We start from the raw sequence: 26810 nt of genomic DNA, 5'->3' as shown, positions 1-26810 counted from the left end.
GGGATCACAAGGGTTTTCAGTGGGAAACCCGCATTAACCCTTGGCCTCACCAATCAGGCGCAAAATGTCCTGCGCCGCCTCGGGGATATTGGTGCCCGGACCAAAGATCGCTTTGACCCCATGATCATAGAGGAACTGGTAGTCCTGCTGAGGGATCACACCACCGCAGATGACGATGATATCCTCGGCCCCGGCTTTCTTGAGTTCTTCCACCAATTGCGGTGCCAGTGTTTTATGCCCCGCCGCCTGCGAGGAAATACCGACCACATGCACGTCATTGTCCACCGCGTCCTGTGCGGCCTCGGCGGGCGTCTGGAACAGCGGGCCAACATCCACGTCAAACCCGATATCGGCAAAGGCGGTCGCGATCACCTTGGCGCCCCGGTCGTGCCCGTCCTGCCCCATCTTGACCACCAGCAGACGCGGGCGACGGCCTTCGGCCTCGGCGAACTCCTCGATGGATTTCTGGATGGCGGCAAAACCTTCGTCGCCCTCATAGGCCGCGCCATAGACACCAGCCAGTGTTTTAACCTCGGCGCGATGGCGGCCGAACTCTTTTTCCATTGCCATGCTGATCTCTCCTACGGAAGCGCGGGCGCGGGCGGCTTCGACCGCAGCCGCCAGCAGGTTTCCACCCTCCTGGGCGGCCTTGGTCAGCGCGTCCAGCGCCTTTTCGCAAGCAGCTTCGTCACGAGTTGCGCGGATACGCTCCAACCGTGCGACCTGTGCCTCGCGCACGGCCACGTTGTCGACGTCCAGAATGTCGATCGGGTCTTCCTGTTCCTTGCGGTATTTGTTGACGCCGACGATGACTTCTTCGCCCCGGTCGATCATTGCCTGACGTCGAGCGGCACTTTCTTCGATCCGCAACTTGGGCATGCCCGAAGCGACGGCCTTGGTCATGCCGCCCATCTCTTCGACCTCTTCCATCAGGGCCCATGCCTTTTCGACCAGCTCATTGGTCAGGCTTTCGATGTAATAAGACCCCGCCAGCGGATCGACCACATCGGTCACGCCGGTTTCCTCCTGCAACACAAGCTGAGTATTACGCGCAATGCGGGCCGAGAAATCGGTGGGCAGGGCAATCGCCTCGTCCAGCGCGTTGGTATGCAACGACTGCGTACCGCCCAGAACCGCGCTCATCGCCTCGTATGCGGTGCGGATCACGTTGTTATAGGGGTCTTGTTCCTGCAACGACACGCCGGAGGTCTGGCAATGGGTGCGCAGCATTTTCGACCGCTCGGATTTCGCGCCGAAATCGGTCATCACGCGATGCCACAGGGTGCGGGCGGCGCGCAGTTTGGCAATCTCCATGAAGAAGTTCATACCGATGGCAAAAAAGAACGACAGACGGCCCGCGAACTTGTCGACGTCCATCCCGGCCTGCGTCGCAGCGCGGACATATTCTCGGCCATCGGCGAGCGTATAGGCCAGTTCCTGCACGAGGTTCGCACCGGCCTCTTGCATATGATACCCCGAGATCGAGATCGAGTTGAACTTGGGCATCTCATTTGAGGTGTAGTCGATGATGTCCGAGATGATTTTCATCGACGGTTCAGGCGGGTAGATATAGGTGTTGCGCACCATGAACTCTTTCAGAATGTCATTCTGAATGGTGCCGGACAGGACGGATTTGTCGTGGCCCTGTTCTTCGCCCGCAACGATGAAATTCGCCAGAATCGGGATCACCGCGCCGTTCATGGTCATCGAGACCGAGACTTTGTCCAACGGGATACCGTCGAACAGGATCTTCATATCCTCAACACTGTCGATGGCCACGCCTGCCTTGCCCACATCGCCCACCACACGCGGGTGGTCACTGTCATAGCCCCGGTGCGTGGCCAGATCGAAGGCCACGGACACACCCTGCTGACCGGCGGCCAGATTGCGGCGGTAAAAGGCGTTCGATTCCTCAGCCGTCGAGAACCCTGCATATTGCCGGATCGTCCAGGGGCGGCCCGCATACATCGTGGCCTTCACCCCACGCGTGAACGGGCCGAACCCCGGCAGCGTGCCCATATGCGGCAGATCAGCGGTGTCCTCGGCTGTATAGAGCGGCTTGACGTCGATGCCTTCCAAAGTCTCTTTGGTGAGGTCTTTCAGCGGACGACCGCGCAGCTCTTTCTCGGCCAGCGCCTGCCAGTCTTTGGTATCGGTCATGGCGATTTCCTTTTCCTATTTCGGATCGCGCGCAGAGAGGAACCTGCCCGCAGTTATGTTTCGGATTGCCCGATCCAGTCGGGCTGCACGCAACAAATTGAGCGCGCAGTGCATTTCACTGGTCGCATTCATCGACACAGGGGCTATATTCGATGGGACAGGAGGCCCAATGACACGAACGCTTGCCCTTGTTTTCTCGGCACTAATCCCGCTGGCGGCCCTTGCCGCTGACGGGTCTGCGCCTGCCGAAGACGAATTCGTCCGCCCTGCTAGTGACAGCGATCTCAGCGAGTTTTTGTGGGTCAGCCGACCCATCGTCGTCTTTGCCGACACCCCAGCGGACCCACGGTTCCAACAGCAGATCGACATGCTGGTTGAAGGCGAAGCGGCCATGCGGGATCGCGACGTTGTGGTGCTGACAGATACCGACCCATCGGCCCGGTCCCCGATCCGGTCGCAACTGCGGCCGCGCGGGTTCCAGATGGTGTTTGTCGACAAGGACGGTGTGGTCAAACTGCGCAAACCGTCGCCGTGGAGCGTGCGCGAGATTGGCCGGTCCATCGACAAGACCCCCCTGCGCGAACGCGAAATTCGCGAAAGGCGTGAGGGCGGCTGAACGCTTTTGCCACGCCCCAGCCCCCCGGCGCAGAACGCCGGGGTATCAACGGGATATGGCAAACGCGCCGTCATGATCACTCGAACTCGATGATCACATCGTCCACGGCGAGGCTGTCGCCGGGACCAGCGTTGATCTTGGCGACCACGCCCTTTTTCTCGGCGCGCAGGATGTTTTCCATCTTCATCGCCTCGACGGTGCACAGAGCCTGACCTTCCTGCACCTCCTGCCCCACTTCGACATCGACCTTTACGATCAGGCCGGGCATCGGGCAAAGCAGCATCTTCGAGGTATCGGGCGGCAGCTTTTCAGGCATCAGACGCGCCAATTCCGCCTGACGCGGACGGCGCACATGGACTTTCAGGTCCGCACCCCGGTTGCGGATACGGAACCCGCCCGAGACTTTACCGACCTTCATGACCAGCGGATCACCGTCCACTTCGACCACCGCAAGCTGGTCACCGGGCGTCCATTCGGAAGCGACGCGCAGGGTTGACCCGTCCTCGAACCGGACCGTCGCGCCGTCCTTGTCCGCGCCAACGCGAACCGCAAACTCCTGCCCTTGCAGCGATACAACCCAACGGTTGCCAACCTTGCGTTCGTGATTGTCCATACGGCCCGACACGCGAGTCCGACGGATTTCAGCAACCCGGTACATGGCTGCGCAGGACGCCGCGATACGGCGCAGGTCTTCGTCGGGTAGTTCAACACCTTCGAACCCGTCCGGATATTCCTCGGCGATGAAGGCGGTGGTCATGTCGCCGCTGATGAATTTCGGGTGATCCATCACAGCTGACAAGAACGGCAGGTTGTGACCAATGCCTTCCACCTCGAAGCTGTCCAGCGCCACGCGCATCGCTTCAATCGCGGCTTCACGGGTCGGGGCCCATGTACACAGCTTGGCGATCATCGGGTCGTAGTACATGCTGATCTCGCCGCCCTCGTAGACGCCGGTATCGTTACGCACTGCGGCCTCGCCTTCGGGCGCGTCACCCTGCCATTTGCCATTCACCAACATCGGACCGGCCGCCGTTTCCATCGGCGGGCGATAACGGGTCAAACGGCCAATCGAGGGCAGGAAGTTGCGATACGGGTCTTCGGCATACAAACGGTTTTCAATCGCCCAGCCAGTCAGGGTCACGTCATCTTGGGTGATGGTCAGTTTCTCACCTGCGGCTACGCGGATCATCTGTTCCACCAGATCGACACCGGTGATCAGCTCGGTCACAGGGTGTTCCACCTGCAAACGCGTGTTCATTTCCAGGAAGTAGAAATTCTTGTCGCCGTCCACGATGAATTCCACCGTCCCGGCGCTGGCGTAATCCACGGCCTTCGCCAAAGCGACCGCCTGTTCGCCCATCGCCTTGCGGGTCTCGGGGTCGAGGAAGGGCGACGGGGCCTCTTCCACCACCTTCTGATTCCGGCGCTGGATCGAGCATTCGCGCTCGCCCAGATAGATGCCGTTGCCGTGGCTGTCGCACAGAACCTGAATCTCGATATGGCGGGGCTGGGTCACGAATTTTTCAATGAAAATCCGGTCATCGCCAAAGGAATTCGCGGCCTCGTTCTTGGACGACTGGAAGCCTTCGCGCGCCTCATCATCATTCCAAGCGATCCGCATGCCTTTACCACCGCCACCAGCGCTGGCTTTTATCATGACCGGATAGCCGATCTCGTTCGAGATCTTCACCGCCTCATCCGCGTCTTCGATCAGGCCCATATATCCGGGAACCGTCGAAACACCCGCGTCCTGCGCGATTTTCTTCGAGGTGATCTTGTCCCCCATGCTTTCAATCGCACCAACCGGCGGACCGACAAAAGCAACACCTTCGGCGTCCAGGGCCTCGGCAAACTTAGAGTTCTCAGACAGGAAACCATATCCGGGGTGAACCGCCTGTGCACCGCTTTGACGGATCGCATCCATGACCTTGTCGATCACAATGTAAGACTGGTTCGCAGGCGGCGGCCCGATATGGACAGCTTCATCCGCCATCGACACATGCAATGCGTTCTTGTCCGCGTCCGAGTAGATGGCGACGGTGCCAATACCCATTTTACGAGCGGTCTTGATGACCCGGCAGGCGATCTCGCCCCGGTTGGCGATCAGGATCTTGTTGAACATGGGACGTCCTTTGTCTTGGTGTTCTGGAAACGCAAAACGCCGCCGCAAGGCCTAAACCCCACGACGGCGTGATGCGCGATGACGGTCGAGGCGGCGCGCGCCCCGAGGATTACGTTAGTAGCAGTTTCTTTGTGTTTTGCAGAAAAGCACGTTGCCAGCGGCACCGACCGCAGCCCCGACAAACGGGTCGGCGCTAAGGACGGCCGCGCCCAACGCGCCCGCGCCACCGCCAAGCAGCGCCTGTTCGCCCGTGTTTTCACCACAGGCCGCAAGGCCCGCGCAGGTCGCCAATACAAGAACGACTTTGTTAATTCGCATGATATCTGCCCCTTCAGGTTATTAGATGCGTTCGGGGGCACATGTCGGATTTGCGCCTTGTTATTCAATATCAGGCGGATCAAATTCCGGGTTTGCGCAGATTTATGCCGCTTTTTGCGCAATTCACGCGCAAAGAAAAACGCGGGCAGGGAATTGTGGGTTTCACAAGCCTGCCCGCGGAAGGAAGGGGTACGGAATAGTAGGTGCATGTGCGGCGCAGGCAAAGTAGAGCCGCACGGCCCATCAACCATGCACGTCACACATTCGGTCGCCAACCACGCATCGTTTCCGTTTGATTTTCCGGCTGAATCCTGCCCATGCATTGAAACCACGCGCAAATATGCGCCGACGAGAATATGCAAAAATCTGTTCACAGACGCCGCGCAGACCGTCACATAGCTGTTACACGGTGATCTCAATTCGATACCTCGAGCCGAACTGACTTCACAGCGTGCTGCAGATGCAAAGACTACAAAACCCATGTTTTGCAACGCGTTGGCGGTTCCGTTCACCGGGCCGTGAAAATCGGCGAACGAAATAACACAGTCGCATGAGAATTTCGGCTCAAATTCTCCCGACTTGGTGATTTCCCTCTGAAATGCATGCGTGAAACCTTGGCCCTGCACACTCGCATACAAGGAATTATCCCCATGAAAACAAAGGGAAAATACGCTCGCCTGCTTGCTGCCAGCGCGCTTTGCGCGGCTGGCGTGCCGGCCTTGGCGCAAGATGCAGAAACCCAGGCTGAGCTGGAGAATCTGCGCCTCCGGATCGAAGCGCTGGAGTCTCAAGACCCTAACTCCACCCCCGGTGAGTTCCGGATTGGGAACACGACCCTGGACCTGTACGGCTATGTCAAAGCCGACTTCTTCTACGACTTTGACTTTGATCAGGGCGACACGGCCTTCGTGAACGTCGTAGGTGAGCCTTCTGCTGCGACCAGCGGTACCTTCGGCGCAACCGTTCGGCAATCGCGGCTCGGGCTTCTGACAAGTACGCCCAGCGCGATTGGCGATATCGGCGGGCAACTGGAACTTGACCTGTTCGCTGGCGGAGGGGCCGCCGAACTGCGCCTGCGTCACGCGAATATCCGCATTGGCGAACAATGGTTGATTGGTCAGTTCTGGACCAACTTCCAGCCGCTGGACACCTACCCGACCTCGGTCGAATTCAACGGCCCGGTTGGTATTGCCTTCGCCCGCGTTCCGCAGGTGCGTTACACGAATTCGTTCTCCAGCAACGCTGAGTTCGCGCTGTCCATCGAGGAAAATGTCGGCGGTTCGAATTCGGATGACCCGGTCCTGACGGCCTCGGCCGAGTATAATGACGGCAAGTTCATCGCGCGCGGCGCCCTGCTTTACGGTAAGGCCGAGGGTGGCGGTGTCGAAGTCGATCAGACCGGTCTGACCCTGTCGGGCTCGGCGCGTCTGTGGGAAGGTGGCCTGTTCCAGGTCAACTACGTCACCGGCGAGGCGCTTGGCCCGTGGCTGATCGGCCTTGGTGACGCGGTTGTCGGCGGCGAAGCCAATGACGTTGACGGTTTCACCGTCGAACTGCGTCAGCAGCTGACCCCCAAATGGAATGTCGGTATCGCCTACGGCTATGAAGATTATGACTTGGCGACCTCGACAGGTACGCTGGCCTTCACCGAGCTTGAGACGATACACGTCAACGCCTTCTATCAGGCGACAGACAACCTGACGCTGAGCGCCGAATACATCTATGGCGAACGCAACGACGCCCCTACCGGACGGACGTTCGACGCCAACCGTGTTCAGGTGGCCGCACAGCTGAACTTCTGACGCACGACCCTGACCCTGCCCCACGCTGGGCGGGGTCAACCGATCGGGACCTGACGTCCGCAGATATGTGGCGGCCAAAGGCACGATCAGCGCCCCCCATCGAAAATATCGGGAAACGACTGCCTTGCAGCCTCGACGTCAATCATCAAAAGCGCGTCATAGCTGGCGGGATCAAACGGGTCTTCGGCCGGGATCACCTCGCGCTGGAACAGCCAGCTCAGCCGTCCGGCATCCAGATTTCCACGCTCGAAGGGCTGATCGCCAAAATTCTCCCATAGCGCCTGCATGAAAGCCGTATCCGCGCGTCTGTCGGCCGGTTTGCGGTCGCGAAACCGTTCGCGCCGGGTAATCGGGGTCACCCCCTTGGGATTGGCCCGACGGATGGTGAACTGAAAATCCGTTCCGGCAAGGCGGCCCGGAAAACCTCGATGTTTCAGCATTGAGCCACCTCGCGAAAATAAGAACAAAACGCACATCCGTTGCAGGACGAAGCCATTTCAAACACCCCCATAGCGTCTTTGCTGGTCAGAAACGCTTTGACTGGTTTACACGCGGTCATCATGGTCAAAGCCCCTCCCAGATACACTGAGACTGTTCCAGCCGGTAGGCCTCGAAAAACTGCGTGGCATCAGGGGATGAGCGGCCAAATTCAGTGGGTCGATCAGACAGGGAAATAACGACACGGGCCGGTTCAAGCTCGTATTGTGCAACGTAGGCGACGGCCAGTGTCTGGCATAGATGCTCCATATCGACGGATGCAACGTCATAGCCAATTCGTCCCACGTCGGACCCGATCTTGGGCGCAATAAACCGAAACCGCACCCACAGCTCTCCGGGATTGTTGTCCAGAAGAACATCGCTCAGGTGTACGGGCTGGCCTGACGGGACCGGCAACAGCGCCGAAGACTCTGCGAAGGAAGGCTGTCCAAGAAGGATCAGAATAAAGGCGCGACCCCAGACCCGCCAATGGCAGGCTCCTCTCTCTGGGGTCGCGCGCGCATGGCTTTTGGCCCGCGCTTTCCTATTTCCGATAACCACATTCATTTAACAGCTTTGACCTCAAAGTCAAACTTGACTTTCATTAAGCCTAGTCACTTGATCCGAGTCCTGTCCTCAAACCAAGCAACCTGTTCTGCACCAAGACCTTACAGCGGGATATTGTCGTGCTTTTTCCACGGATTCTTGAGCTGCTTGTTCCGCAGGCTGGCAAAGGCCCGAGACACGCGACGGCGCGTCGACTGCGGCATGATCACCTCGTCAATGAACCCACGCTCAGCAGCAACAAAGGGGTTGGCAAAACGGTCTTCATAGTCCTGCGTATGCTGTGCGATTTTCTCAGCATCCCCCAGGTCGGCGCGGTGAATGATCTCGGTCGCGCCCTTGGCACCCATCACGGCGATCTCGGCGGTGGGCCACGCATAGTTAAAGTCCCCGCGCAGGTGCTTGGACGCCATAACGTCATATGCGCCGCCATAGGCTTTGCGGGTAATCACAGTAACCTTCGGCACAGTTGCCTCACCATAGGCAAACAGCAGCTTGGCACCATGTTTGATGACGCCGCCATATTCCTGACTGGTCCCCGGCAGGAAGCCCGGCACATCAACCAGCGTCAGGATAGGAATTTCGAAGCAATCACAGAAGCGCACGAACCGAGCTGCCTTGCGGGAACTGTCGATATCCAGACAGCCTGCCAAGACCATCGGCTGGTTTGCGACCACACCAACGGTCTGGCCTTCCAAGCGGATAAACCCGGTGATGATGTTCTTGGCATAGTCTTCCTGAATCTCGTAGAAATCCCCCTCATCCGCCACTTTGGTGATGAGTTCCTTCATATCGTAAGGGGTATTCGGATTGTCCGGGATCAACGTGTCCAGAGACGCCTCGATCCGGTCAGGTTCGTCAAAGAAGGGGCGAACCGGTGGCTTTTCGCGGTTGTTCAGCGGCAGGAAGTCGACCAGACGGCGCACTTCGGCCAGCGCTTCAACATCATTTTCGAACGCTCCGTCAGCGACCGATGACTTCTTCGTGTGGGTCGAAGCACCGCCCAACTCCTCGGCCGTGACGACCTCGTTGGTGACGGTTTTCACCACGTCAGGGCCCGTCACGAACATGTAGGACGTGTCCTTGACCATGAAAATAAAGTCGGTCATCGCCGGGCTATAGACCGCACCACCTGCGCATGGCCCCATGATCACACTGATCTGCGGCACCACGCCCGAGGCCATGATGTTGCGCTGAAAGACTTCTGCATAACCGGCCAGCGACGCGACGCCTTCCTGAATACGCGCGCCACCCGAGTCATTGATACCAATCACCGGCGCGCCATTCTGTATCGCCATATCCATGATTTTACAGATTTTCTGGGCGTGGGTTTCCGAAAGCGACCCGCCAAAAACGGTAAAGTCCTGGCTGAACACGTAAACCATGCGACCATTGATCGTGCCCCATCCGGTCACGACACCATCGCCAGCGGGCTTTTGGTTCTCCATCCCGAAATCGGTGCAACGGTGGCTGACGAACATGTCAAATTCTTCAAAGCTGCCTTCGTCCACCAGCAACTCGATCCGCTCACGCGCAGTAAGTTTGCCCCTGGCGTGCTGCGAGTCGATACGTTTTTGTCCGCCCCCGAGACGGGCATCGTTGCGGCGGCTCTCTAGTTCGGTCAGGATGTCTTTCATGACGATGATCCCCTCTGAAATTTGACGGGACCCTATACGCATTGCCCCAAGGACCAAAGCATCATTCGGCAAATTTGCAAAACTTTGGAAATATCATCTCAGAAAATTGTAAATTTGCTAATATTGTATCGAATTCGGCAAGACGGATGGTAATTGCGACGCTGCCCACTATACACGCGAACTATGCAGTTCAGTTCATCCTCGGCGCGACGCTCGCCCCCTACCATTACCACCCTCGTCCTTTTGTCGGGGCTGTCTGCGCTTAGCCTGAACCTTTTTCTACCCAGCCTTCCGAATATGGCGCTGTATTTCGACGCGGACTACAAGGTCATGCAGCTGTCGATAGCCCTGTATCTGTTGGTGAACGCAGTTCTGCAGATTTTGATCGGCCCCATCGCGGACAAGGCCGGTCGCAGACCAGTTCTTCTTTGGGGATTGTCCCTGTTCCTGATTGCAACACTCGGCAGCATCTACGCACCGAATGTCGAGGTGTTCCTGATTTTCCGCATGTGTCAGGCGGTCATTGTCGTTGGGATGGTACTCAGCCGCGCCGCCGTCCGCGATCTTTTTGATCAAGACCAAGCCGCCTCAATGATCGGTTATGTCACGATGGGAATGGCTGTCGTCCCCATGATCGGCCCAGCCGTCGGCGGTCTGCTGGAGGAAAGCTTCGGCTGGAAGGCAAACTTCTGGCTGCCATTTGTGCTGGGTGCGCTGACACTCCTGCTGGTGTACATAGACTTTGGCGAAACCAGTGCCAAAAGCGGCAAGACGCTGGGGCAACAGTTCAAGGAATACCCTGAATTGCTGACATCGCCGCGGTTCTGGGGATATTCGCTGTCATCCGCCCTGTCCTCAGGCTCCTTTTTCGCCTATCTCGGCGGCGCGCCCTTTATCGGCACCGAGCTGTTTGGCCTGACCGCATCCGAAGTCGGAATTTACTTTGGCGCACCCGCCATCGGATACTTCTTCGGGAACTTCATCAGCGGTCGGTACTCAGTTCGATTTGGCGTTAATCGAATGGTTCTATGGGGATGCGTATTGAGCGCCGCAGGCGTCTTGCTGTCTGTCATATTGTTTCTTGCCGGTTTTGGCACGGCGCTCAGCTTTTTTGGCTTCATGACCTTCGTCGGCGTTGGCAACGGCATGACGATACCTAACGCCACTTCGGGCGCCCTATCCGTGCGCCCCCATTTGGCCGCCACAGCCTCCGGCCTCAGCGGTGCCATCATGCTCGGCGGCGGCGCTGGCCTGAGCGCACTGGCTGGCACTCTGTTGACGCATGAAACCGGCGCGATGCCCCTGTTGTGGCTGATGCTTGCCACTGCGCTACTCGCTGTTTGCGCAATCGCAACGGTGATCCGGCGCGAGCGTCAATTGGGCCTATAAGACAGCTTGCACCCCTTAGTTTGCAAAGTTAGCCTAGCGCGACAGAAAAGTTGCAAAGGCACGCCATGGCGACCCAAAAGCTCTATGCTGGTGCGAAGCTGCGCGAGATGCGTACACGCCTGGCGCTGACCCAGAAAGAATTCGCAACCAAACTGGGCGTTTCGCTGCCGTACTTAAACCAGATGGAGAACAACAACCGCCCGATATCCACGACGGTTGTGTTGGCTCTGGCGCAAGAGTTTGGAATGGACGTGACCGAACTCAGCACAGGTGACAGTGAACGGCTTGTGTCGGACATGCGCGAGGCCTTGGCAGATCCGGTGTTCGATGACGCGACCCCGCCTCTGGCCGACCTGCGTCTGACGGCTTCGAATGCGCCCGCGCTTGCGCGCGCGTTTATCGCACTGCACCGCACCTACCGGCAGACGCACGAAAGACTGGCCTCGCTGGACGAAGCGCTGGGACGTGAGGACGCCCAGATACAGGCAAGCCCCTGGGAAGAAGTGCGCGACTTCTTTCATTACTGCGACAACTACATCGACGCCGTCGACCGCGCCGCCGAGAGGTTTTCCAGCCGGGCGTCAGACGCCGGCGATATTCGCACCGCCGCCATTGAAAGCCTGGGCGAGCGCGGCATCAGAGTTCAATTTCCAGATATCGCGGAAACGCGGAAATACGACGCAGACAGCAAAACTCTTTTCCTGTCATCCCGCATTGCGCCCCAGACACAGGTGTTCCAACTATTGCTGCAGGTCGCCCTGATCGACCAGGACAAGCTGCTCGAAGCGACACTGGATTTTGCAAAGTTTCAAAGCGACGAGGCCCGCGCAATCGCGAAAATCGGTCTGGCCAACTACTTTGCCGGGGCCTCCCTGATGCCGTATGGAAAATTCCTTTCCGCGGCTCAGGAATACAGGCACGACCTGGAATTGCTCAGCAACCGTTTTGGGGCCTCGATTGAACAGGTCGCCCACCGGCTTTCCACGCTGCAACGACCCGGCGCCAAGGGGATTCCGTTCTTTTTCGTGCGTGTGGATCAGGCCGGAACGATCACCAAGCGCCATTCCGCCACCCGACTTCAATTTGCCCGGTTCGGAGGGGCATGTCCCCTGTGGAACGTGCACCGCGCCTTTGAAACGCCCGGCCACTTCCTCAGACAGCTCGCCGAAACGCCGGATGGCGTCCAGTATATCTCCCTCGCGCGTGACGTGTCCAAATCCGGGGGATCGTTTGGCGCGCCGGTGCGCCGCTATGCCATTGCCCTTGGATGTGAAGTGCGCCACGCCGAGGCGTTGGTCTACGCCGACAACCTGGATATCAACAACGCCAGCGCATACGAACCCATAGGCATATCCTGCCGCATCTGCGAACGTCAAAATTGCCATCAACGCTCTGTTCCACCGCTGGAGCGTCGTCTGTCCATCGACGCGCATACACGTGGCACGCTGCCCTACGAAGTCACCTGATCTTCACCTGGCAATCAAATATCCCGGGGGAGTCGCGGCCTGCCGCGACGGGGGCAGAGCCCCCGCCTTTTGGATCAGGCTTTCGACAATATCGACCAGATCTCGTCCTTCAGGGCTGCGCGTTTCTTGCGCAGCTCGCCTTCGGCCAGATCTTCCATCGGCTCAACATTGGTTTCCGCGCGGTGAACGCTGCGGTTGATCTCATGATACTCATCTGCCAGCCGCGCGAAATGCGCGTCCGATTGCTTGAGCTGGCTCATCAGTTCAACTTTGTCCGGAAACTCTTCGGCCAGTTCATGCGGGGTGTGGGACATTCCTGTTCGCTCCTTGAATATGTCGTTGCGATTCAGGTCTATAGATGATTCCCATACCCCGCTTTGACGCGGATCAAATTACCGCTGCGCAGTCGCCCATTGCGGATGAATCCACGGCCGGTCGTTGGCCTTGGGCAAAGGGTCACGGCCCAGAAGATGATCCGAGACCTTCTCGCCCACCATGATCGAGGGCGCATTCAGATTGCCATTGGTAATCTGCGGAAAGACCGAGCTGTCGGCGACCCGCAGCCCCTCTACCCCGATTACACGACCCTGAGGATCTACAACCGCATTCCTGTCATCCGCCCGCCCCATGCGGCAGGTGCCGCAGGGATGGTACGCGCTCTCGGCATGCTCGGCGATAAAGCCGTTTAGCTCTTCATCACTTTGAACGCCTGCGCCGGGCTGAATTTCTTTTCCTGCGAACGGCTTGAACGCCTCCTGCCCGAATATTTCGCGCGTCAGTCGGATACAGGTTCGGAAATCTTCCCAGTCCTCTTCGTGGCTCATGTAGTTAAAGCGGATCACAGGTGCATCCTCGGCCCGTGCCGAACGCAAGGTTACAGACCCACGCGACGGAGACCGCATTGGCCCCACATGCGCCTGAAATCCGTGCCCCTCGGCCGCCGCCTGCCCGTCATACCGCACAGCGATCGGCAGGAAGTGGTATTGGATATCGGGGTACTCGACCCCTGGCTTCGACCGAATAAAGGCCGCACTTTCGAATTGGTTCGATGCCCCAAGCCCGGTTTTGGTAAACAGCCACTGCGCCCCGATCAAACCTTTGCTAATCAGGTTCCAGTGCTTATACAGCGTGATCGGCTGTAACGACGCCTGTTGGATATACAGTTCCAGATGGTCTTGCAGGTTCGCCCCCACACCGGGGCGATCAGCGACAACCTCAATCCCATGCTCGGCCAGTTGCGCCGCAGGACCAATCCCCGACAGCATCAGCAGTTTGGGCGAGTTGATCGACGAAGCCGCCAGAACAACCTCGCGCCGCGCGCGGATAATCTCCTTCTTGCCGCCCCGGATCAGTTCAACGCCAGTTGCCCGGCCATGCTCCATAACAACCCTAGAGGCAAGACCGCGGACAATATCGCAATTCTCGCGCTTGAGAGCGGGTTTGAGATAAGCATTTGCCGCCGACCAGCGCCGTCCCTTCCAGACGGTCTGCTCCATCGGGCCAAAGCCTTCCTGCTTTTCTCCGTTATAGTCGCCCGTGACCTCGTACCCGGCCTGCTGACCCGCATCAACGAACGCCTTGAACAGTGGGTTTTCGCGCGGGCCGCGTGACACGTGCAACGGACCATCGGTGCCACGCCACGCGGTGTCGCCACCATGACCGCCATCGTGCCACGTTTCCATGCGCTTGTAGTAGGGCAGCACATCCGCATAGGACCAGCCATCCGCGCCCATCTCGGCCCAGGTGTCAAAGTCCCGCGCATGGCCGCGCACATAAACCATGCCATTGATCGAGGACGATCCCCCTATCACCTTCCCGCGCGGACAGGCCAGACGGCGGTTATTCAGATGCGGCTCGGGTTCCGACTGATACCCCCAGTCGTAGCGCGCCATGTTCATCGGATAGCTGAGCGCGGCAGGCATCTGAATGAACGGGCCGGCATCGGTGCCGCCATGTTCAATAACCAGAACCGAGGCTCCGGCCTCGCTCAGTCGATATGCCATCGCGCAGCCTGCGGAACCTGCGCCGACGATGACGAAATCTGCTTCCATTTTCGGGTCTCCATTGCCGCTTCAGCGCTGAGATTTTCGTCAAACAATCTCAGCGATACCGAAGGGGGTATTTCTAAGTCAGTGTGTCATTCTCCGCGGGGAAAGCGCTGGCTTTCCTCGACGATATTCAGGTCCATGTGATTGCGCATGTAGCGTTCGGACGCTTTTTGCAGCGGCTGGTAATCCCACGGGTAATAGCCGCCCTGCCGCAACGCCTCATACACGACCCAGCGGCGGGCCTGGCTTGCGCGGACGTCGGCATCAAAGCGGTCCAGATCCCAGCGTGCCTCGGACTTGGCGCGCAGGGTTTGCAGGGTGCCTGCGTGCTCGGGCTTGTCCGCGAGGTTATCCAACTCGTGCGGGTCGGCCTCAAGGTCGAAAAGCTGATCGGGGTCCAGCGCGCAGCGGTTGTACTTCCACTTGCCATAGCGCAACGACACCAGCGGGGCATAAGACGCCTCGGCCGCGTATTCCATTGCAACGGGGGCCGTGCGCTCTGCCCCCTGCGCCAGCGGAACGAGGTCCTCACCATCGGTCCACGGCGCGATCTCGGCCATATCGACACCGGCCAACGCACCCAGCGTCGGGGTCACGTCGATGGTTGAAACAGGCGTATCAACTCGCCCAACCGGAAGGTCAGGGGCTGAAATCATCAGCGGCACGCGCGACGAGCCTTCGAAGAAGGTCATCTTGAACCACAAACCCCGCTCGCCCAGCATATCCCCATGGTCCGAGACGAACAGAATGATCGCTTCTTGGCGCGTGGAGTCCAGCACCTCGAGAATCTCGCCAATCTTGTCATCCAGATAGGAGATATTTGCAAAATAGGCTTGGCGGGACTTGCGGATGTCGTCCTCGGTGATGTTGAAACTGCGCCAATCATTGGCGTCGAAAATCCGTTTCGAATGTGCGTCCTGATTGTCGTATCCAAGGTCGGACACCTCGGGCATCAGATGCTCGCAATCTTCGTACAGGTCCCAGTACTTGCGGCGCGCCACATAGGGATCGTGCGGATGGGTAAAGCTGACGGTCACGCACCAAGGGCGCTCATCCTTGCCCCGCGCCAGATCATAGAGCTTGGCCTTGGCGTTGTAGGCGACCTCGTCGTCATATTCCATCTGGTTCGAGATTTCAGCCACGCCCGCACCCGTCACCGAGCCCATATTGTGATACCACCAGTCGATCCGCTCACCCGGCTTGCGATAATCCGGCGTCCAGCCGAAATCGGCAGGGTAGATATCGGTGGTCAGGCGATCCTCGAACCCGTGCAGCTGATCGGGGCCAACAAAATGCATCTTGCCAGACAGACAGGTGTAATACCCTGCCCGGCGCAGATGATGCGCATAGGTCGGGATGTCGCTGCAAAATTCAGCCGCGTTGTCATAAACACCGGTCCGAGAGGGCAACTGGCCGGACATGAAGCTTGCCCGTCCGGGCGCGCATAATGGCGAGGCCGTATACGCATTGGCAAATCGCGTTGAACGATCAGCCAACTTTTTCAGGTTCGGAGCATGAAGCCATTCGACGGGGCCGTCTGGAAAGAGGGTCCCGTTCAGCTGATCCACCATCAGGATCAGAATGTTCGGTTGTGTCATTTTTCAGCCTCGAGAAAGGTGTTGAGCACCCGGATGGCATGATTGACCGCCAGTTGCGGCTCTTCCGGGGCGCTCAGCGCGGCGCGGATGTAAAGCCCGTCGATCAGCGCGATCATGTTTTCAGTCGCCTCGACCGGATCAGACAACAGCGGCCGCAGCGCAAATATCAGATTTGACCGGATACGGGCCTGATAGATCTGCCACAAGCGCAGCGCGTCTTCATTGGTTTGCGCCAGAACATAGAATGTCATCCACGCAGCGATCACATCCGGCGTAAAACAAGACGGCGCAAAGCAAGATCGGATGATGGCTTGCGCGCGTTCATCAGGTGCAGCGGATCTAAGCTCTTCCCGTGCTTCTGCTCCGAAATCAGACAGAATTCGGCGCATCGCAGCAAGAAATATCTGGTCCTTTCCACCAAAATAGTGATGGGCCAGCGCGCTGGACATCCCTGCCCGTTTCGCAATCTGGCTGACGGTCACATCAAGGGATTTCTTGGACCCAAGCTCGGCAATCGTCGCCTTGACGATCGCATCACGACGAATTGGCTCCATTCCGAGTTTCGGCATCACGGCCCCCTCACCTGCTACTGGTGAGGAAACGCTAGGCGCTTTTTATTGACTCGTCAATCAATAACGGTTTTTCGACCGCTATACGCTTAAAGTTTGGGCGCGATGCTGGGTGTGGTCAAGCTGCTGCGGTTCAGAACAGCTTCGCGCCAGGCAATGAAACTGACCGCTGCAAGAATCAATGTTCCGCCTGCAACGACCCAGATGTCGACACTCTCGTGGAACACCAATGCCCCAAGCAGAGTGGCCCAGATCAGTTGCAGGAACGTCACCGGCTGCGTGACGGCCACAGGCGCCGCCTGAAGCGCAATCGTCATGAGATAATGGCCAAGTGTCGCAAAACTGGCGACCAGAAACAGAACGCCCAGATCATACAGGCTGGGCGGGGTCCAGACAGCGGCGGCAAAGGGGATCAGCGCAAGCGTGACCCAAATCGACATATGGGCAACAACGACCGAAGGCGGAAGGTCCCGCACCAGCGTTTTGGCCAACAGGTAAGACGCCCCCAGCATCAGGGATGTCCCCAACATCGCCAAATGACCCGCCGAGATTTCACGGAAACCGGGGCGCAGGATGATTGCGACCCCGATCATGGCGACAAGGATCGCCGCAATCCGGCGAAAGGCCAGTTTTTCACCCAGAAACAGGGCCGCGCCCAACGTGACGTAAACCGGTGTCATGTAGTTCATGGCCGTAACCTCGGCCAGCGGGATTTGCGTCATGGAAAAAAACCACAGCATGACAGCAACCGCGTGAACCAGACCGCGCACGCCAAACATCGCAACGTGCCTGCGTGTCAGATGCGTGGTGACGATTAAGCGCAGCGCGGGCAACAAAAAGACCAACCCGAACGCAAACCGAAAAAAAGCCGCCTGAATGGGGTTCATTGACGATCCCAGCGACTTGACCAGAGCGGTCATAACGACGAACGCCAAACCAGCGGCAAACATCCAGAACATGCCCGCGACGGGGCGATAAGAGGCGGCTTGAGTTGTCATGTTAACGATTCAATACTGAATTGCCGCCGGGAACAACCCTTCACATCGCAATAAGCTTTGCCGCAATCGCCAGCATCACGACCCCGATTACCGCATCCAGCACTTGCCATGCTCTGGGTCGGGCAAAGACGGGCGACAAAAGCCCGGCCCCGTACCCGAGGGAAAAGAAGAAAACGAAACTCGCGGACATGGCTCCCAGCGCAAAAGACAGCTGATCGTCGTATTGCGCGGAAATCGAGCCGATCAGAACGACCGTATCCAGATAGACATGAGGGTTGAGCCAGGTAAACGCGAGCACTGTCAGCAAAACGGATTTCAGGCTGGCCGACTGCCCCTGCCCGACCTCCATAACGGCCCCGCCGCGCCATGCTGAGCCAAGGCTGCGCAACCCGTACCACGTCAGGAATATCGCACCGCCATAGCGCATGACCGTTTCAAACCAGGGAAAAGCCTGCGCCAATGTGCCGAACCCGGCAACGCCTGCAGCAATCAGGATAGCGTCTGACACGGCACATGTCAGACACAGGGGAAACACATGCTCGCGCCGCAACCCCTGACGCAGGACAAATGCGTTCTGAGCACCAATGGCAAGGATCAGACTAAAGCCAAGCACAAAACCGGCGATCAGGGATGTGGTCATGAAACCTCCTGTGTTTGCACGTTGACTATGCGCATCCTCGCGATCTATCAAATTAAAGATGCTGACCCTTGTTAAGTTTTTCTAATGACTCTGGACCCTCATCACCTGTCCGCACTGTCGGCTATTCTGCGTCATGGCAGTTTCGAAGCCGCCGCCGCCGACCTGTCTGTAACTCCCTCGGCGATTTCCCAGCGGATCAAAGCCTTAGAGGATCGTGTCGGGGCTGCTTTGATACATCGCGGCACACCGTGCACGGCAACACCCATGGGATTGCGGATCGCGCAACATGCCGAGGATATCGGTCTGCTCGAGGCAAAGCTGGCCCGAGAGTTGACTCTGGATCGCAATACAGGTCCGGCGCGGGTGCGCATCGCAGTTCCGGCGGATTGTCTGGCTACCTGGTTTATTGATGCAATGGCCCAGGTCGACGACCTGCTGTTCGATCTGGTCATTGACGACCAAGACTACTCGGCCGAGTGGTTGCGGCGCGGCGAAGTCAGCGCCGCGGTAACCGTTGGAGGGCAAACAGTTGCCGGGTGTGATGCGATTGCCTTGGGCGCGTTGAGGTATCTTCCAACCGCCAGCCCCGAATACCTACGTAAATGGTTTCCAAGCGGTGTGGACGAAGCCAGCTTAAGCCGCGCGCCTTGCCTGACCTTCAATCGCAAGGACAGCTTGCAAAAGGAATGGATCGCGCGTCAGACAGGCCGTCGCCTTTCTCCGCCTTCGCACTTCCTGCCCTCTTCGCAAGGGTTCGTGGATGCAGCCATTGCCGGCTTGGGGTGGGGGATGAACCCGGTTGGGTTGGTGGAAACGGCCCTGTCGGTTGGGCGGCTGGGCTTGCTTGTCGAAGATGCGCCGCTGGATATCCCCATGACATGGCAGGTCGGGCGCATTCTGGCACCGGCGCTCAAGCCGTTAACCGCCGCTGTGCTCAAAAGCGCCCAGCGCGCCCTTCGGCCAGACACGCAAGCAGCCGATCAACTCTGACCCACAGTTTTGGAACGCGGAACAACCACGCGATAGCATGCGAGGGCTGCAAAAAGGCTCACAATGACGATGAACAGGATCGCCCAGCCCACTTCGTGCATATGCGCAACCGCGGCTAGGGCCGCCGAAAGAATGACCCCGGAAATACGGCAGATGCTTTTGATTGCTGCCGCCCCCTTCACGCGCTGATCTTTGGGCGCGACGTCCAGAAAGTACAGCTTTCGCGCGCTGCTGATGCCCGTAACGGCGACCGTCACAATAAACAAAGCGACCGCGTGCAGGTGAACGTCGTGATCGACACCCAAATAGTGAACGGACAACAGTGCCGCTCCGGTTACGGCCACCATGAGGTTTCCGGTAACCATGACCGCACGATGCGATTTCATATTCACCAACTGCCACAACGGGGCCGACACCAGATAACCTGACGCCGATGAGATTATCATCGCGGTCAGACCCTTTGCCGAGGTGTGGTGTGCTTCGGCTGCAATCAGGGCAAAGAACGGCACAGACAGGGACACCACAACAAGCGGCAGGCGCATAATCATATAACGACGGAACCAAGCTTCGTTGAACATGGCCGCGATATCGGTGAAATTTTCGGTGAACTTCCGTTTTCGCACGGCAAAGTCTTGGCCGCCCGCTTCTGGCCGCGAAGTTCCTTCGGACATTGCCAAAATGGACAGGCCAGACAGCACAAAGAAAGTCACCGACACCGCGATAATTGCGGAGTGACGCGAAAATGGAGGGTTTTCCTTGGTGATTTCGTGAACCAGCAGCGCCAGCCCGATGGCACCCAGCCCACCAATGCCAAGTTGCAGATAATGCATGATCATCCGCGACTTTGATTGTACGTGGTCGCCCAGAAGGTCCGTATACATCAGCGATTGGATCTCTTCGATCAGACCGATCAGAAAGAACGCCGACACGAAGGCAATCGCAATAAGGGGAACCTGTCCGGTCGCGGCAATGACAAGGGCCACAACAAGGCATGCGCCTATTGCGATTTCCGTCATCGCGATGCCGCGCTTCTTGCGCTCGCGGGCTGAAATCGGCTGGGCCAGGAACACGTCGGAAATCATGCTGCCAACCATCCGCACCGATACCAACGCACCGGCGACGAACATCGGCAACTCCAACGAAACCGCGAGAAAAGGCAAAACGATGGACGGGCTGCCAAGTGTCCAGGCGACCTGAGACAGAATGCTCTGCCCAGTCAGAACGGGGATGTTTCGTTTTGCTGTATCTGCGGGATTGCGCGTCATTCACTCGATCATGTGGCGCCCCGTCTGCGGCGCGAAAATGGCCAGGGGTCGATTGCGTTTCATCGCAGCTTACCGAGTTTAACAGCACCGGCCAAGCATCCAGAAAACGCAAACAAAAAACCCGGCCAATAGCCGGGTTTTCGCAGGTCAAATCAGGTTTGGATCAAAGCTGAGCCATAACCTCGTCCGATGCCTCGAAATTGGTTGTGACGCGCTGGACGTCATCGTCATCTTCCAGTGCATCCACCAGTTTCATCAGTTTTTGCATGTCGTCCAAACCCAATTCAGTGGTTGTGGTCGGCCTCCAGACCAGCTTGGTCGACTCTGTCTCGCCCAGTGCGGCTTCCAATGCGTTCGACACGTCATTCAGATCGGTATCGGCGCACCAGATGATGTGACCCTCGTCCGAGCTTTCGACATCTTCGGCACCAGCCTCGATCGCCGCTTCAAACACGGTATCAGCGTCGCCTACGGTCGTGGGGTAAACAACTTCGCCCTTGCGCTCAAACATGAACCCAACCGAGCCGGTCTCGCCAAGGTTTCCGCCATTTTTCGAAAAGGTCGAGCGCACAGTCGACGCGGTGCGGTTACGGTTGTCGGTCATCGTCTCGACGATCACGGCCACACCGTTCGGGCCATAGCCCTCGTACCGGATTTCTTCGTATTCGTCGCCTTCACCTGCGACCGATTTCTTGATCGCGCGGTCGATCACGTCCTTGGGGACCGAGTTCGACTTGGCTTCTTTAACGGCCAGACGCAGGCGCGGGTTCTTGTCGGGATCGGGGTCGCCCATCTTGGCGGCGACGGTGATCTCTTTCGACAGCTTGGAAAACAGTTTGGACCGCGCGGCGTCCTGACGTCCCTTGCGGTGCTGGATATTGGCCCATTTGGAGTGGCCTGCCATGGTGCGTCCTCGTGATAGTGATTGCGTATTCGGCGCTCATATAGACGTTTGCGGGCCTCGGGATCAAGAGAGCGGCTTGTCCGGTGGCCACTTGCGGGTATGGTGTCGGCATGACGACAGATCAGATTATTCTTTTTACCCTTTTTGCAACTGTATTTGGAATGCTGCTGTGGGGGCGTTACCGGTATGATCTTGTGGCGTTTTTGGCCCTGTTGATCGGGGTCGTCCTTGGGGTTGTGCCTGTAGACAATGCCTTTGCCGGGTTTGGCCACCCGGCCACGATTATCGTGGCGCTGGTTCTTGTTGTTTCCGCCGGGCTGGTGCGGTCGGGTGCCGTGTTCATGATCACGCGCACTTTGGTCGATGCATCGCGCGGCCTTGGTGCGCATATCGCCTTGATGGGCGGAATCGGAGCTGTCCTGTCGGCATTCATGAATAACGTGGCAGCGCTGGCCCTTTTGATGCCTGTCGACATTCAGACGGCGCGCAAAGCGGGGCGATCTGTTGGGCTGACGCTGATGCCGCTGAGCTTTGCAACCATTCTGGGCGGCATGGCCACGCTGATCGGCACGCCACCCAACATCATTATTGCCTCGATCCGCGCGGAAACACTGGGCGAGCCGTTCCATATGTTCGATTTTGCCCCGGTTGGCGGGCTGGCGGCTATTGCAGGCTTGGCTTTTGTCTCGTTGATTGGCTGGCGGCTGATCCCCAATCGCGGCCCGCAAGAAGAAAGCTCCGAGGCATTGGCCGAGTACATTGCCGAACTGACGATCCCACCGGATTCGGCCCATATTGGCAAACGAGTCAGCGAACTGTACGAGGCCGCCGAAAAGTCAGACGTCGCCATCATCGGCCTGATCCGGGATGGCAAACGGCGGTATGGTCGGTCGGCACATGCAACCCTGCACGAAGGCGACGCGCTTGTGCTGGAGGCCCGCCCCGAGGCGCTGGACGAATTCCGCGCGGCGCTGAACCTGAATTTCTCGGACACGCGGCGACAGGAGTTGCTGACGGCCGAAGGCGACGGGCTGGAAGTGATCGAGGTCGTCGCCACCGAGAGCGCGCGCATCACCGGGCGTACCGCGCAAGGGTTGGGCTTGGCGTGGCGTCAAAGCACGGTTCTCATGGGTATCTCACGCCAAGGCCGCAGGATCACGCAGCAGGTTCGGAAGACCGAAGTCGAAGCCGGTGATATCCTTTTGCTGCTCTGCCCTCGCGACCGGAGTGCGGATGTCACCGAATGGCTCGGATGCCTGCCGTTGGCCGAGCGCGGGTTGAACGTCACCGCCAATGACAAGGCCTGGCTTGCGATTGGCTTGTTTGCTGCTGCCGTGATTGCGGCCAGTGTCGGGCTGATCTACTTGCCGGTTGCGCTGGGGCTGGTGGTCGTTGCCTACGTACTGACCAAGATCATGCCCATTGCCGATCTCTACAACCATATCGAATGGCCCGTGGTCGTTCTGCTGGGGTCGATGATCCCGTTGGGCAGCGCGCTTGAAACCTCTGGCGGCACGGAACTGATTGCAAACGGGCTGATCCAACTCACCAATGGAATGCCCGCCTGGGCTATTTTGACGGTGCTGATGGTCGTCACGATGACGCTGTCGGACGTGCTGAACAACACGGCAACGGCGATCGTCGCGGCCCCCGTGGGCATCCAGATGGCCCGCACGCTTGAGGTTTCGCCCGACCCGTTCCTGATGACGGTCGCCGTGGCAGCCTCGGCCGCGTTCCTCACACCTATCGGACATAAGAACAATACGTTGGTGCTGGGCCCCGGCGGGTATCGCTTTGGCGACTACTGGCGCATGGGTCTGCCGCTGGAGATTCTGATCGTTGCGGTTTCGGTCCCGGCAATCCTTGTGTTCTGGCCTCTGTGACGGGTAAAGGCTGCGTATGAAACGATTTCTGATCCTGCAACTGCGCCCTGAAACCGATGCATCGGACGCTGAATATGCCTCGATTCTGGACAAGACGGGGCTGATGCCCGATCAAACCCACCGCATCCGGCTGGACCGCGAAGACCTGCCCGAGGGGTTGGACGTGACCGACTATGCAGGCGTGATTGTCGGCGGCGGTCCCGGTTGCGTCAGTGACGATCCGGCGACGAAATCGGCGGTCGATACACGGGTTGAGGCGGCGATCATGGGGCTGATGCCGCAGATCACCGCACAGGATCACCCATTTATGGGGTGCTGTTACGGCTTGGGGATACTGGCGTCCCATCTGGGCGGAGAGGTCAGCAAGGATCGCTTTGGCGAACCCGTCGGCCCATCCACGTGCCGCCTGACGGAAGACGGATTGCAGGACTCGCTGACCTCGGGGCTGGAACCACGCTTTGACGCCTTTGTTGGCCACAAGGAAGCTGTTCAGGCCTTGCCCGAGGGGTGCGTGCACCTGTTGGCCTCGGACCCCTGCCCGTTTCAGATGATCCGTTGGGGCCAGAATGTATATGCCACTCAGTTCCATCCCGAAGCCGACGCGGGCGATTTTGAAGAACGGATCAATATCTACAAGCATCACGGCTATTTCCCGCCCGAAGATGCCCAGCGCCTGATCGACATCTGCCATGCGGCGGACGTCACCCAGCCACGCGAAATCCTGCGGCGGTTTGCACAACGGTATGGATGACCCTACGGCGCTGTTGCCTGATCGCGCGCCCCTCGCATAGGCTGCCCGGAACGGCTTTGGGAGGAGTTGTTCTTGGATCTCATAATAAATGTCGGCCTGCCCCTGTCGCTGGCCATCATCATGCTGTCATTGGGCATCGGGCTGGAAGTTGCCGATTTTCGCCGTGTTCTAAGCAGGGGCTACCCGTTTGCGATCGGTGCCATATCACAGGTGATCTTGCTGCCCGTTGCGGCCTTTGCGACAGTAAAGCTGTTTGCCTTGCCGCCGGAAATCGCAGTTGGGTTCATGCTTCTCAGCTTTTGCCCCGGCGGGGTCACAAGCAATATCCTGTCCAAACTGGCCAAGGGTGATGTCGCCCTGTCCGTCAGCCTGACGGCTGTCATCAGCCTGTTGTCCATGCTGACCGTTCCCATTCTGGCCGCGTGGTCCATCGCCTACTTTATGGGAGAGGACGCGCCCGAAGTCTCGATCACCGGGTTGGCCATCGCCCTGTTCCTGATCACCACTCTGCCTGTCGCCATCGGCGTCAGTATCCGACATTTCTCAACCGGGCTCGCCAACCGGGTCGACGCGCCGTTGTCTAAACTGGCCACGGTCCTGTTTGTCCTGATCGTCGTCGCTGCACTTGCAGGTAACTGGCAGTTGTTCGTGGACAACCTCAGCATAATGGGCGCAGGCTTGATCACGCTGAATATCGCCTTGCTGCTGATTGGGCTTGGCTTGGCGCGCGCCGCTAACCTGTCGTGGAATGAGAGTAAGACGGTCTCAATCGAAACCGGCATTCAGAATTCGACCTTGGGAATAACCTTGGCCGCGCTAATTACTGGCACGGAAAGCGGATTTAGCCCGCTTGCGCTTCCATCCGCCGTTTACGGGATCACGATGTATGCGGTTGCCCTTCCCCTGATCCTTTGGTTCCGCCGCCGCTGAGAGGAGTTTTCATGTCCAACAATACTGCTGACGCCATTGTCGTAGGGGCTGGTCTGGCTGGTCTGGCCGCCGCAGCCGAACTGGGGGATCGCGGCAAGAAGGTGATCGTACTGGATCAGGAGCCGCAACATTTTCTTGGCGGGCAAGCGTTTTGGAGCCTTGGCGGGCTGTTCATGGTCGACACGCCCGAACAGCGCCGGATGGGAATCCGCGACAGTCACGAACTGGCCATGAGAGATTGGCTGGGCAGCGCCCAGTTCGACCGGGACGACGACGCCTGGCCGCGCAAATGGGCCGAAGCCTATGTCGAGTTCGCCGCCGGGGAAATGCGCCCTTGGCTGCATGATATGGGTCTGCGTTGGTTCCCGATCGTCGGCTGGGCAGAACGCGGCGGGTCCTATGCGGATGGTCACGGAAACTCGGTTCCGCGATTCCACATCACATGGGGCACCGGGCCGGGCGTTCTGGAACACTTCATCCGCCGCGTGCAGGAACATGTCGACGCCGGATTGATCGAGATGAAGTTCCGCCATCAGGTCAGCCACATCATCATGCAAAACGGATGCGCCAAGGGTGTCTCGGGCGAGGTTTTGGCCAATGACACCGCTCAACACGGCGCCAAAACCAACCGCGACGAAGTTGGAGAGTTCGAAATCTATGCCCCGTCAGTCATCGTCAGTTCCGGCGGGATCGGTGGCAATTTCGAGATGGTCCGCAAGAACTGGCCCCGCGACCGGCTGGGGGAGCCACCGAAAGATATGGTTGCGGGTGTGCCCTTCCATGTTGACGGCCGGATGATCGCGATCAGCGAAAAGGCTGGCGGGCATGTGATCAACGGCGACCGGATGTGGCACTACACTGAAGGCGTGCGAAACTGGGACCCGATCTGGCCCTCGCACGGAATTCGCATCCTGCCCGGCCCAAGTTCGATGTGGTTTGATGCGCGTGGAAACCGGATGAAACCACCTTGCCTGCCGGGGTTTGACACGCTGGGAACGCTGAAGGAAATCCTGAAAACCGGGTATGAATACAGTTGGTTTGTGCTGACCCAGAAGGTGATCAAAAAGGAATTCGCCCTCTCGGGGTCCGAGCAGAACCCGGACATGACGGAAGGCGGATGGCGCGAAGTGCTGTTGCAGCGCATTTTGACCGGCTCGAAGGCCACAGCCCCGGTTGAAGCGTTCAAGGAACACGGTGAGGACTTTATCGTCGCCAACACGCTGACCGAACTGGTCAGTGGCATGAACCAGATGGGCGGCGGTCTGATCGACGAAGCGCATCTGCGCGCCCAAATCGAAGCGCGGGACTCACAGATCGACAATCCGTTTACCAAAGATGCGCAGATGGCGGCGATTCTGGCGGCGCGCAACTATCGCGGAGATCGTCTGATCCGCACTGCCAAACCGCACAAGTTTCTTGACCCGGCCAACGGGCCTCTGATCGCAGTCAAGCTGCACATTCTAACCCGCAAAACTCTGGGCGGTCTGCAAACGAACCTCGACAGCCAGATGATCGGAGCCGATGGCCAGGTCGTCCCCGGCCTTTTTGCCGCTGGCGAGGTCGCCGGGTTCGGGGGTGGCGGCTACCACGGGTACAATGCGTTGGAAGGCACGTTCCTAGGGGGCTGCATATTCTCTGGACGCAATGCCGGTCGTTCACGGGCCGTCGCCTGATGGTCCGGCG

The 26810-nt window shown here is 58.7% G+C and carries 23 protein-coding genes; 9 read left to right on the top strand and 14 right to left on the bottom strand.

The annotated features are described in order from the left end of the window. Positions 1-33: 33 nt before the first annotated feature. Complete coding sequence (gene scpA / locus ACR0MS_RS10945) at positions 34-2160, bottom strand: methylmalonyl-CoA mutase (RefSeq protein ID WP_480572263.1); 2127 nt, start codon at positions 2158-2160, stop codon at positions 34-36. 169 nt (positions 2161-2329) lie between these two features. Here scpA and ACR0MS_RS10940 point away from each other — a divergent pair, with 169 nt between their 5' ends. Continuing rightward, positions 2330-2776 carry a DUF4174 domain-containing protein gene (locus ACR0MS_RS10940; protein WP_480572266.1) on the top strand — a complete coding sequence of 149 codons (447 nt, stop codon included), beginning with the start codon at positions 2330-2332 and terminating at the stop codon, positions 2774-2776. 76 nt (positions 2777-2852) lie between these two features. Here the strand turns inward: ACR0MS_RS10940 and ACR0MS_RS10935 are convergent, their stop codons facing one another. Both ACR0MS_RS10935 and ACR0MS_RS10930 read right to left on the bottom strand, forming a co-directional pair. Continuing rightward, positions 2853-4898, bottom strand: coding sequence for an acetyl-CoA carboxylase biotin carboxylase subunit (locus ACR0MS_RS10935; RefSeq protein ID WP_480572269.1), 2046 nt, complete (start codon positions 4896-4898; stop codon positions 2853-2855). Positions 4899-5012: 114 nt separating this feature from the next. Beyond that, positions 5013-5216, bottom strand: a complete 204-nt coding sequence (locus ACR0MS_RS10930) for a hypothetical protein (RefSeq protein ID WP_480572272.1) — start codon at positions 5214-5216, stop codon at positions 5013-5015. 650 nt (positions 5217-5866) lie between these two features. Between ACR0MS_RS10930 and ACR0MS_RS10925 the strand changes: the two genes are divergently transcribed. Further along, positions 5867-7018 (top strand): DcaP family trimeric outer membrane transporter, encoded by a 1152-nt coding sequence (locus ACR0MS_RS10925; protein ID WP_480572275.1) that lies wholly within the window; start codon positions 5867-5869, stop codon positions 7016-7018. Between the two features lie 86 nt (positions 7019-7104). Here the strand turns inward: ACR0MS_RS10925 and ACR0MS_RS10920 are convergent, their stop codons facing one another. The 3 genes from ACR0MS_RS10920 to ACR0MS_RS10910 all read right to left on the bottom strand — a co-directional run bounded on the left by ACR0MS_RS10920 (position 7105) and on the right by ACR0MS_RS10910 (position 9696). Continuing rightward, the gene (locus ACR0MS_RS10920; protein ID WP_480572278.1) at positions 7105-7458 is read right to left on the bottom strand and encodes a hypothetical protein; all 354 of its coding nucleotides are present in this window, start codon (positions 7456-7458) and stop codon (positions 7105-7107) included. A gap of 124 nt (positions 7459-7582) precedes the next feature. Continuing rightward, a complete protein-coding gene (locus ACR0MS_RS10915) occupies positions 7583-8062 on the bottom strand; it encodes a DUF6497 family protein (RefSeq protein ID WP_480572282.1) in 480 nt (159 codons plus the stop codon). Positions 8063-8163: 101 nt separating this feature from the next. Continuing rightward, complete coding sequence (locus tag ACR0MS_RS10910; RefSeq protein ID WP_480572284.1) at positions 8164-9696, bottom strand: acyl-CoA carboxylase subunit beta; 1533 nt, start codon at positions 9694-9696, stop codon at positions 8164-8166. Positions 9697-9879: 183 nt separating this feature from the next. Here ACR0MS_RS10910 and ACR0MS_RS10905 point away from each other — a divergent pair, with 183 nt between their 5' ends. After that, the gene (locus ACR0MS_RS10905; RefSeq protein ID WP_480572287.1) at positions 9880-11085 is read left to right on the top strand and encodes a multidrug effflux MFS transporter; all 1206 of its coding nucleotides are present in this window, start codon (positions 9880-9882) and stop codon (positions 11083-11085) included. Between the two features lie 65 nt (positions 11086-11150). Then, on the top strand, positions 11151-12551 hold the full coding sequence (locus tag ACR0MS_RS10900; protein WP_480572290.1) for a helix-turn-helix domain-containing protein: 1401 nt from the start codon (positions 11151-11153) through the stop codon (positions 12549-12551). A 74-nt stretch (positions 12552-12625) separates the two neighbouring features. Here the strand turns inward: ACR0MS_RS10900 and ACR0MS_RS10895 are convergent, their stop codons facing one another. From ACR0MS_RS10895 to ACR0MS_RS10870, 6 genes are all read right to left on the bottom strand, one after another. Next, positions 12626-12865: an HP1242/YdcH family protein gene (locus ACR0MS_RS10895; RefSeq protein WP_480572293.1), complete on the bottom strand. Its 240-nt coding sequence runs from the start codon at positions 12863-12865 to the stop codon at positions 12626-12628. A 78-nt stretch (positions 12866-12943) separates the two neighbouring features. Next, entirely contained in the window at positions 12944-14602 is a 1659-nt protein-coding gene (gene betA, locus ACR0MS_RS10890) for a choline dehydrogenase (RefSeq protein ID WP_480572296.1), read from the bottom strand. 86 nt (positions 14603-14688) lie between these two features. Then, positions 14689-16197 carry a choline-sulfatase gene (betC, locus tag ACR0MS_RS10885; protein WP_480572299.1) on the bottom strand — a complete coding sequence of 503 codons (1509 nt, stop codon included), beginning with the start codon at positions 16195-16197 and terminating at the stop codon, positions 14689-14691. After that, positions 16194-16766: a choline-binding transcriptional repressor BetI gene (gene betI / locus ACR0MS_RS10880; RefSeq protein ID WP_480572302.1), complete on the bottom strand. Its 573-nt coding sequence runs from the start codon at positions 16764-16766 to the stop codon at positions 16194-16196. The genes betC and betI overlap by 4 nt, the downstream gene beginning before the upstream one ends. Positions 16767-16855: 89 nt before the next feature. Beyond that, positions 16856-17764, bottom strand: a complete 909-nt coding sequence (locus ACR0MS_RS10875; protein WP_480572305.1) for a DMT family transporter — start codon at positions 17762-17764, stop codon at positions 16856-16858. A gap of 40 nt (positions 17765-17804) precedes the next feature. Then, positions 17805-18404, bottom strand: a complete 600-nt coding sequence (locus tag ACR0MS_RS10870; RefSeq protein WP_480572308.1) for a LysE/ArgO family amino acid transporter — start codon at positions 18402-18404, stop codon at positions 17805-17807. Positions 18405-18488: 84 nt separating this feature from the next. Here ACR0MS_RS10870 and ACR0MS_RS10865 point away from each other — a divergent pair, with 84 nt between their 5' ends. Then, positions 18489-19394, top strand: coding sequence for a LysR family transcriptional regulator ArgP (locus tag ACR0MS_RS10865; RefSeq protein WP_480572311.1), 906 nt, complete (start codon positions 18489-18491; stop codon positions 19392-19394). Here ACR0MS_RS10865 and ACR0MS_RS10860 read toward each other — a convergent pair. Continuing rightward, positions 19385-20659 carry an MFS transporter gene (locus ACR0MS_RS10860; protein ID WP_480572314.1) on the bottom strand — a complete coding sequence of 425 codons (1275 nt, stop codon included), beginning with the start codon at positions 20657-20659 and terminating at the stop codon, positions 19385-19387. The genes ACR0MS_RS10865 and ACR0MS_RS10860 overlap by 10 nt on opposite strands. A gap of 163 nt (positions 20660-20822) precedes the next feature. Then, positions 20823-21563: a YebC/PmpR family DNA-binding transcriptional regulator gene (locus ACR0MS_RS10855; RefSeq protein WP_480572317.1), complete on the bottom strand. Its 741-nt coding sequence runs from the start codon at positions 21561-21563 to the stop codon at positions 20823-20825. Between the two features lie 110 nt (positions 21564-21673). On the opposite strand from ACR0MS_RS10855, the gene ACR0MS_RS10850 reads away from it, so the two are divergent. From ACR0MS_RS10850 to ACR0MS_RS10835, 4 genes are all read left to right on the top strand, one after another. Beyond that, complete coding sequence (locus ACR0MS_RS10850; RefSeq protein ID WP_480572320.1) at positions 21674-23446, top strand: SLC13 family permease; 1773 nt, start codon at positions 21674-21676, stop codon at positions 23444-23446. Positions 23447-23462: 16 nt separating this feature from the next. Beyond that, entirely contained in the window at positions 23463-24197 is a 735-nt protein-coding gene (locus ACR0MS_RS10845; RefSeq protein ID WP_480572323.1) for a glutamine amidotransferase, read from the top strand. A 72-nt stretch (positions 24198-24269) separates the two neighbouring features. Further along, positions 24270-25127 carry a bile acid:sodium symporter family protein gene (locus ACR0MS_RS10840; RefSeq protein WP_480572326.1) on the top strand — a complete coding sequence of 286 codons (858 nt, stop codon included), beginning with the start codon at positions 24270-24272 and terminating at the stop codon, positions 25125-25127. Positions 25128-25138: 11 nt separating this feature from the next. Then, entirely contained in the window at positions 25139-26800 is a 1662-nt protein-coding gene (locus ACR0MS_RS10835; protein WP_480572329.1) for an FAD-binding dehydrogenase, read from the top strand. Positions 26801-26810: the final 10 nt, after the last annotated feature.

It is taken from the genome of Ruegeria sp. CJ2, from assembly GCF_056536745.1.
This window is presented reverse-complemented; position numbering and strand designations above follow the sequence as displayed.

Bases quoted from the DNA above. Each gene is read 5' to 3' on its own strand.
- ACR0MS_RS10905 (WP_480572287.1), top strand. From the start codon at position 9,880: ATGCAGTTCAGTTCATCCTCGGCGCGACGCTCGCCCCCTACCATTACC.
- ACR0MS_RS10870 (WP_480572308.1), bottom strand. From the start codon at position 18,404: ATGACCACATCCCTGATCGCCGGTTTTGTGCTTGGCTTTAGTCTGATC.
- betI (WP_480572302.1), bottom strand. From the start codon at position 16,766: ATGCCGAAACTCGGAATGGAGCCAATTCGTCGTGATGCGATCGTCAAG.
- ACR0MS_RS10915 (WP_480572282.1), bottom strand. From the start codon at position 8,062: ATGAATGTGGTTATCGGAAATAGGAAAGCGCGGGCCAAAAGCCATGCG.
- ACR0MS_RS10850 (WP_480572320.1), top strand. From the start codon at position 21,674: ATGACGACAGATCAGATTATTCTTTTTACCCTTTTTGCAACTGTATTT.
- ACR0MS_RS10895 (WP_480572293.1), bottom strand. From the start codon at position 12,865: ATGTCCCACACCCCGCATGAACTGGCCGAAGAGTTTCCGGACAAAGTT.
- ACR0MS_RS10925 (WP_480572275.1), top strand. From the start codon at position 5,867: ATGAAAACAAAGGGAAAATACGCTCGCCTGCTTGCTGCCAGCGCGCTT.
- ACR0MS_RS10865 (WP_480572311.1), top strand. From the start codon at position 18,489: ATGACTCTGGACCCTCATCACCTGTCCGCACTGTCGGCTATTCTGCGT.
- ACR0MS_RS10835 (WP_480572329.1), top strand. From the start codon at position 25,139: ATGTCCAACAATACTGCTGACGCCATTGTCGTAGGGGCTGGTCTGGCT.
- ACR0MS_RS10855 (WP_480572317.1), bottom strand. From the start codon at position 21,563: ATGGCAGGCCACTCCAAATGGGCCAATATCCAGCACCGCAAGGGACGT.
- betA (WP_480572296.1), bottom strand. From the start codon at position 14,602: ATGGAAGCAGATTTCGTCATCGTCGGCGCAGGTTCCGCAGGCTGCGCG.
- ACR0MS_RS10875 (WP_480572305.1), bottom strand. From the start codon at position 17,764: ATGACAACTCAAGCCGCCTCTTATCGCCCCGTCGCGGGCATGTTCTGG.
- ACR0MS_RS10930 (WP_480572272.1), bottom strand. From the start codon at position 5,216: ATGCGAATTAACAAAGTCGTTCTTGTATTGGCGACCTGCGCGGGCCTT.
- ACR0MS_RS10845 (WP_480572323.1), top strand. From the start codon at position 23,463: ATGAAACGATTTCTGATCCTGCAACTGCGCCCTGAAACCGATGCATCG.
- ACR0MS_RS10910 (WP_480572284.1), bottom strand. From the start codon at position 9,696: ATGAAAGACATCCTGACCGAACTAGAGAGCCGCCGCAACGATGCCCGT.
- ACR0MS_RS10935 (WP_480572269.1), bottom strand. From the start codon at position 4,898: ATGTTCAACAAGATCCTGATCGCCAACCGGGGCGAGATCGCCTGCCGG.
- ACR0MS_RS10940 (WP_480572266.1), top strand. From the start codon at position 2,330: ATGACACGAACGCTTGCCCTTGTTTTCTCGGCACTAATCCCGCTGGCG.
- ACR0MS_RS10920 (WP_480572278.1), bottom strand. From the start codon at position 7,458: ATGCTGAAACATCGAGGTTTTCCGGGCCGCCTTGCCGGAACGGATTTT.
- betC (WP_480572299.1), bottom strand. From the start codon at position 16,197: ATGACACAACCGAACATTCTGATCCTGATGGTGGATCAGCTGAACGGG.
- scpA (WP_480572263.1), bottom strand. From the start codon at position 2,160: ATGACCGATACCAAAGACTGGCAGGCGCTGGCCGAGAAAGAGCTGCGC.
- ACR0MS_RS10900 (WP_480572290.1), top strand. From the start codon at position 11,151: ATGGCGACCCAAAAGCTCTATGCTGGTGCGAAGCTGCGCGAGATGCGT.
- ACR0MS_RS10860 (WP_480572314.1), bottom strand. From the start codon at position 20,659: ATGACGCGCAATCCCGCAGATACAGCAAAACGAAACATCCCCGTTCTG.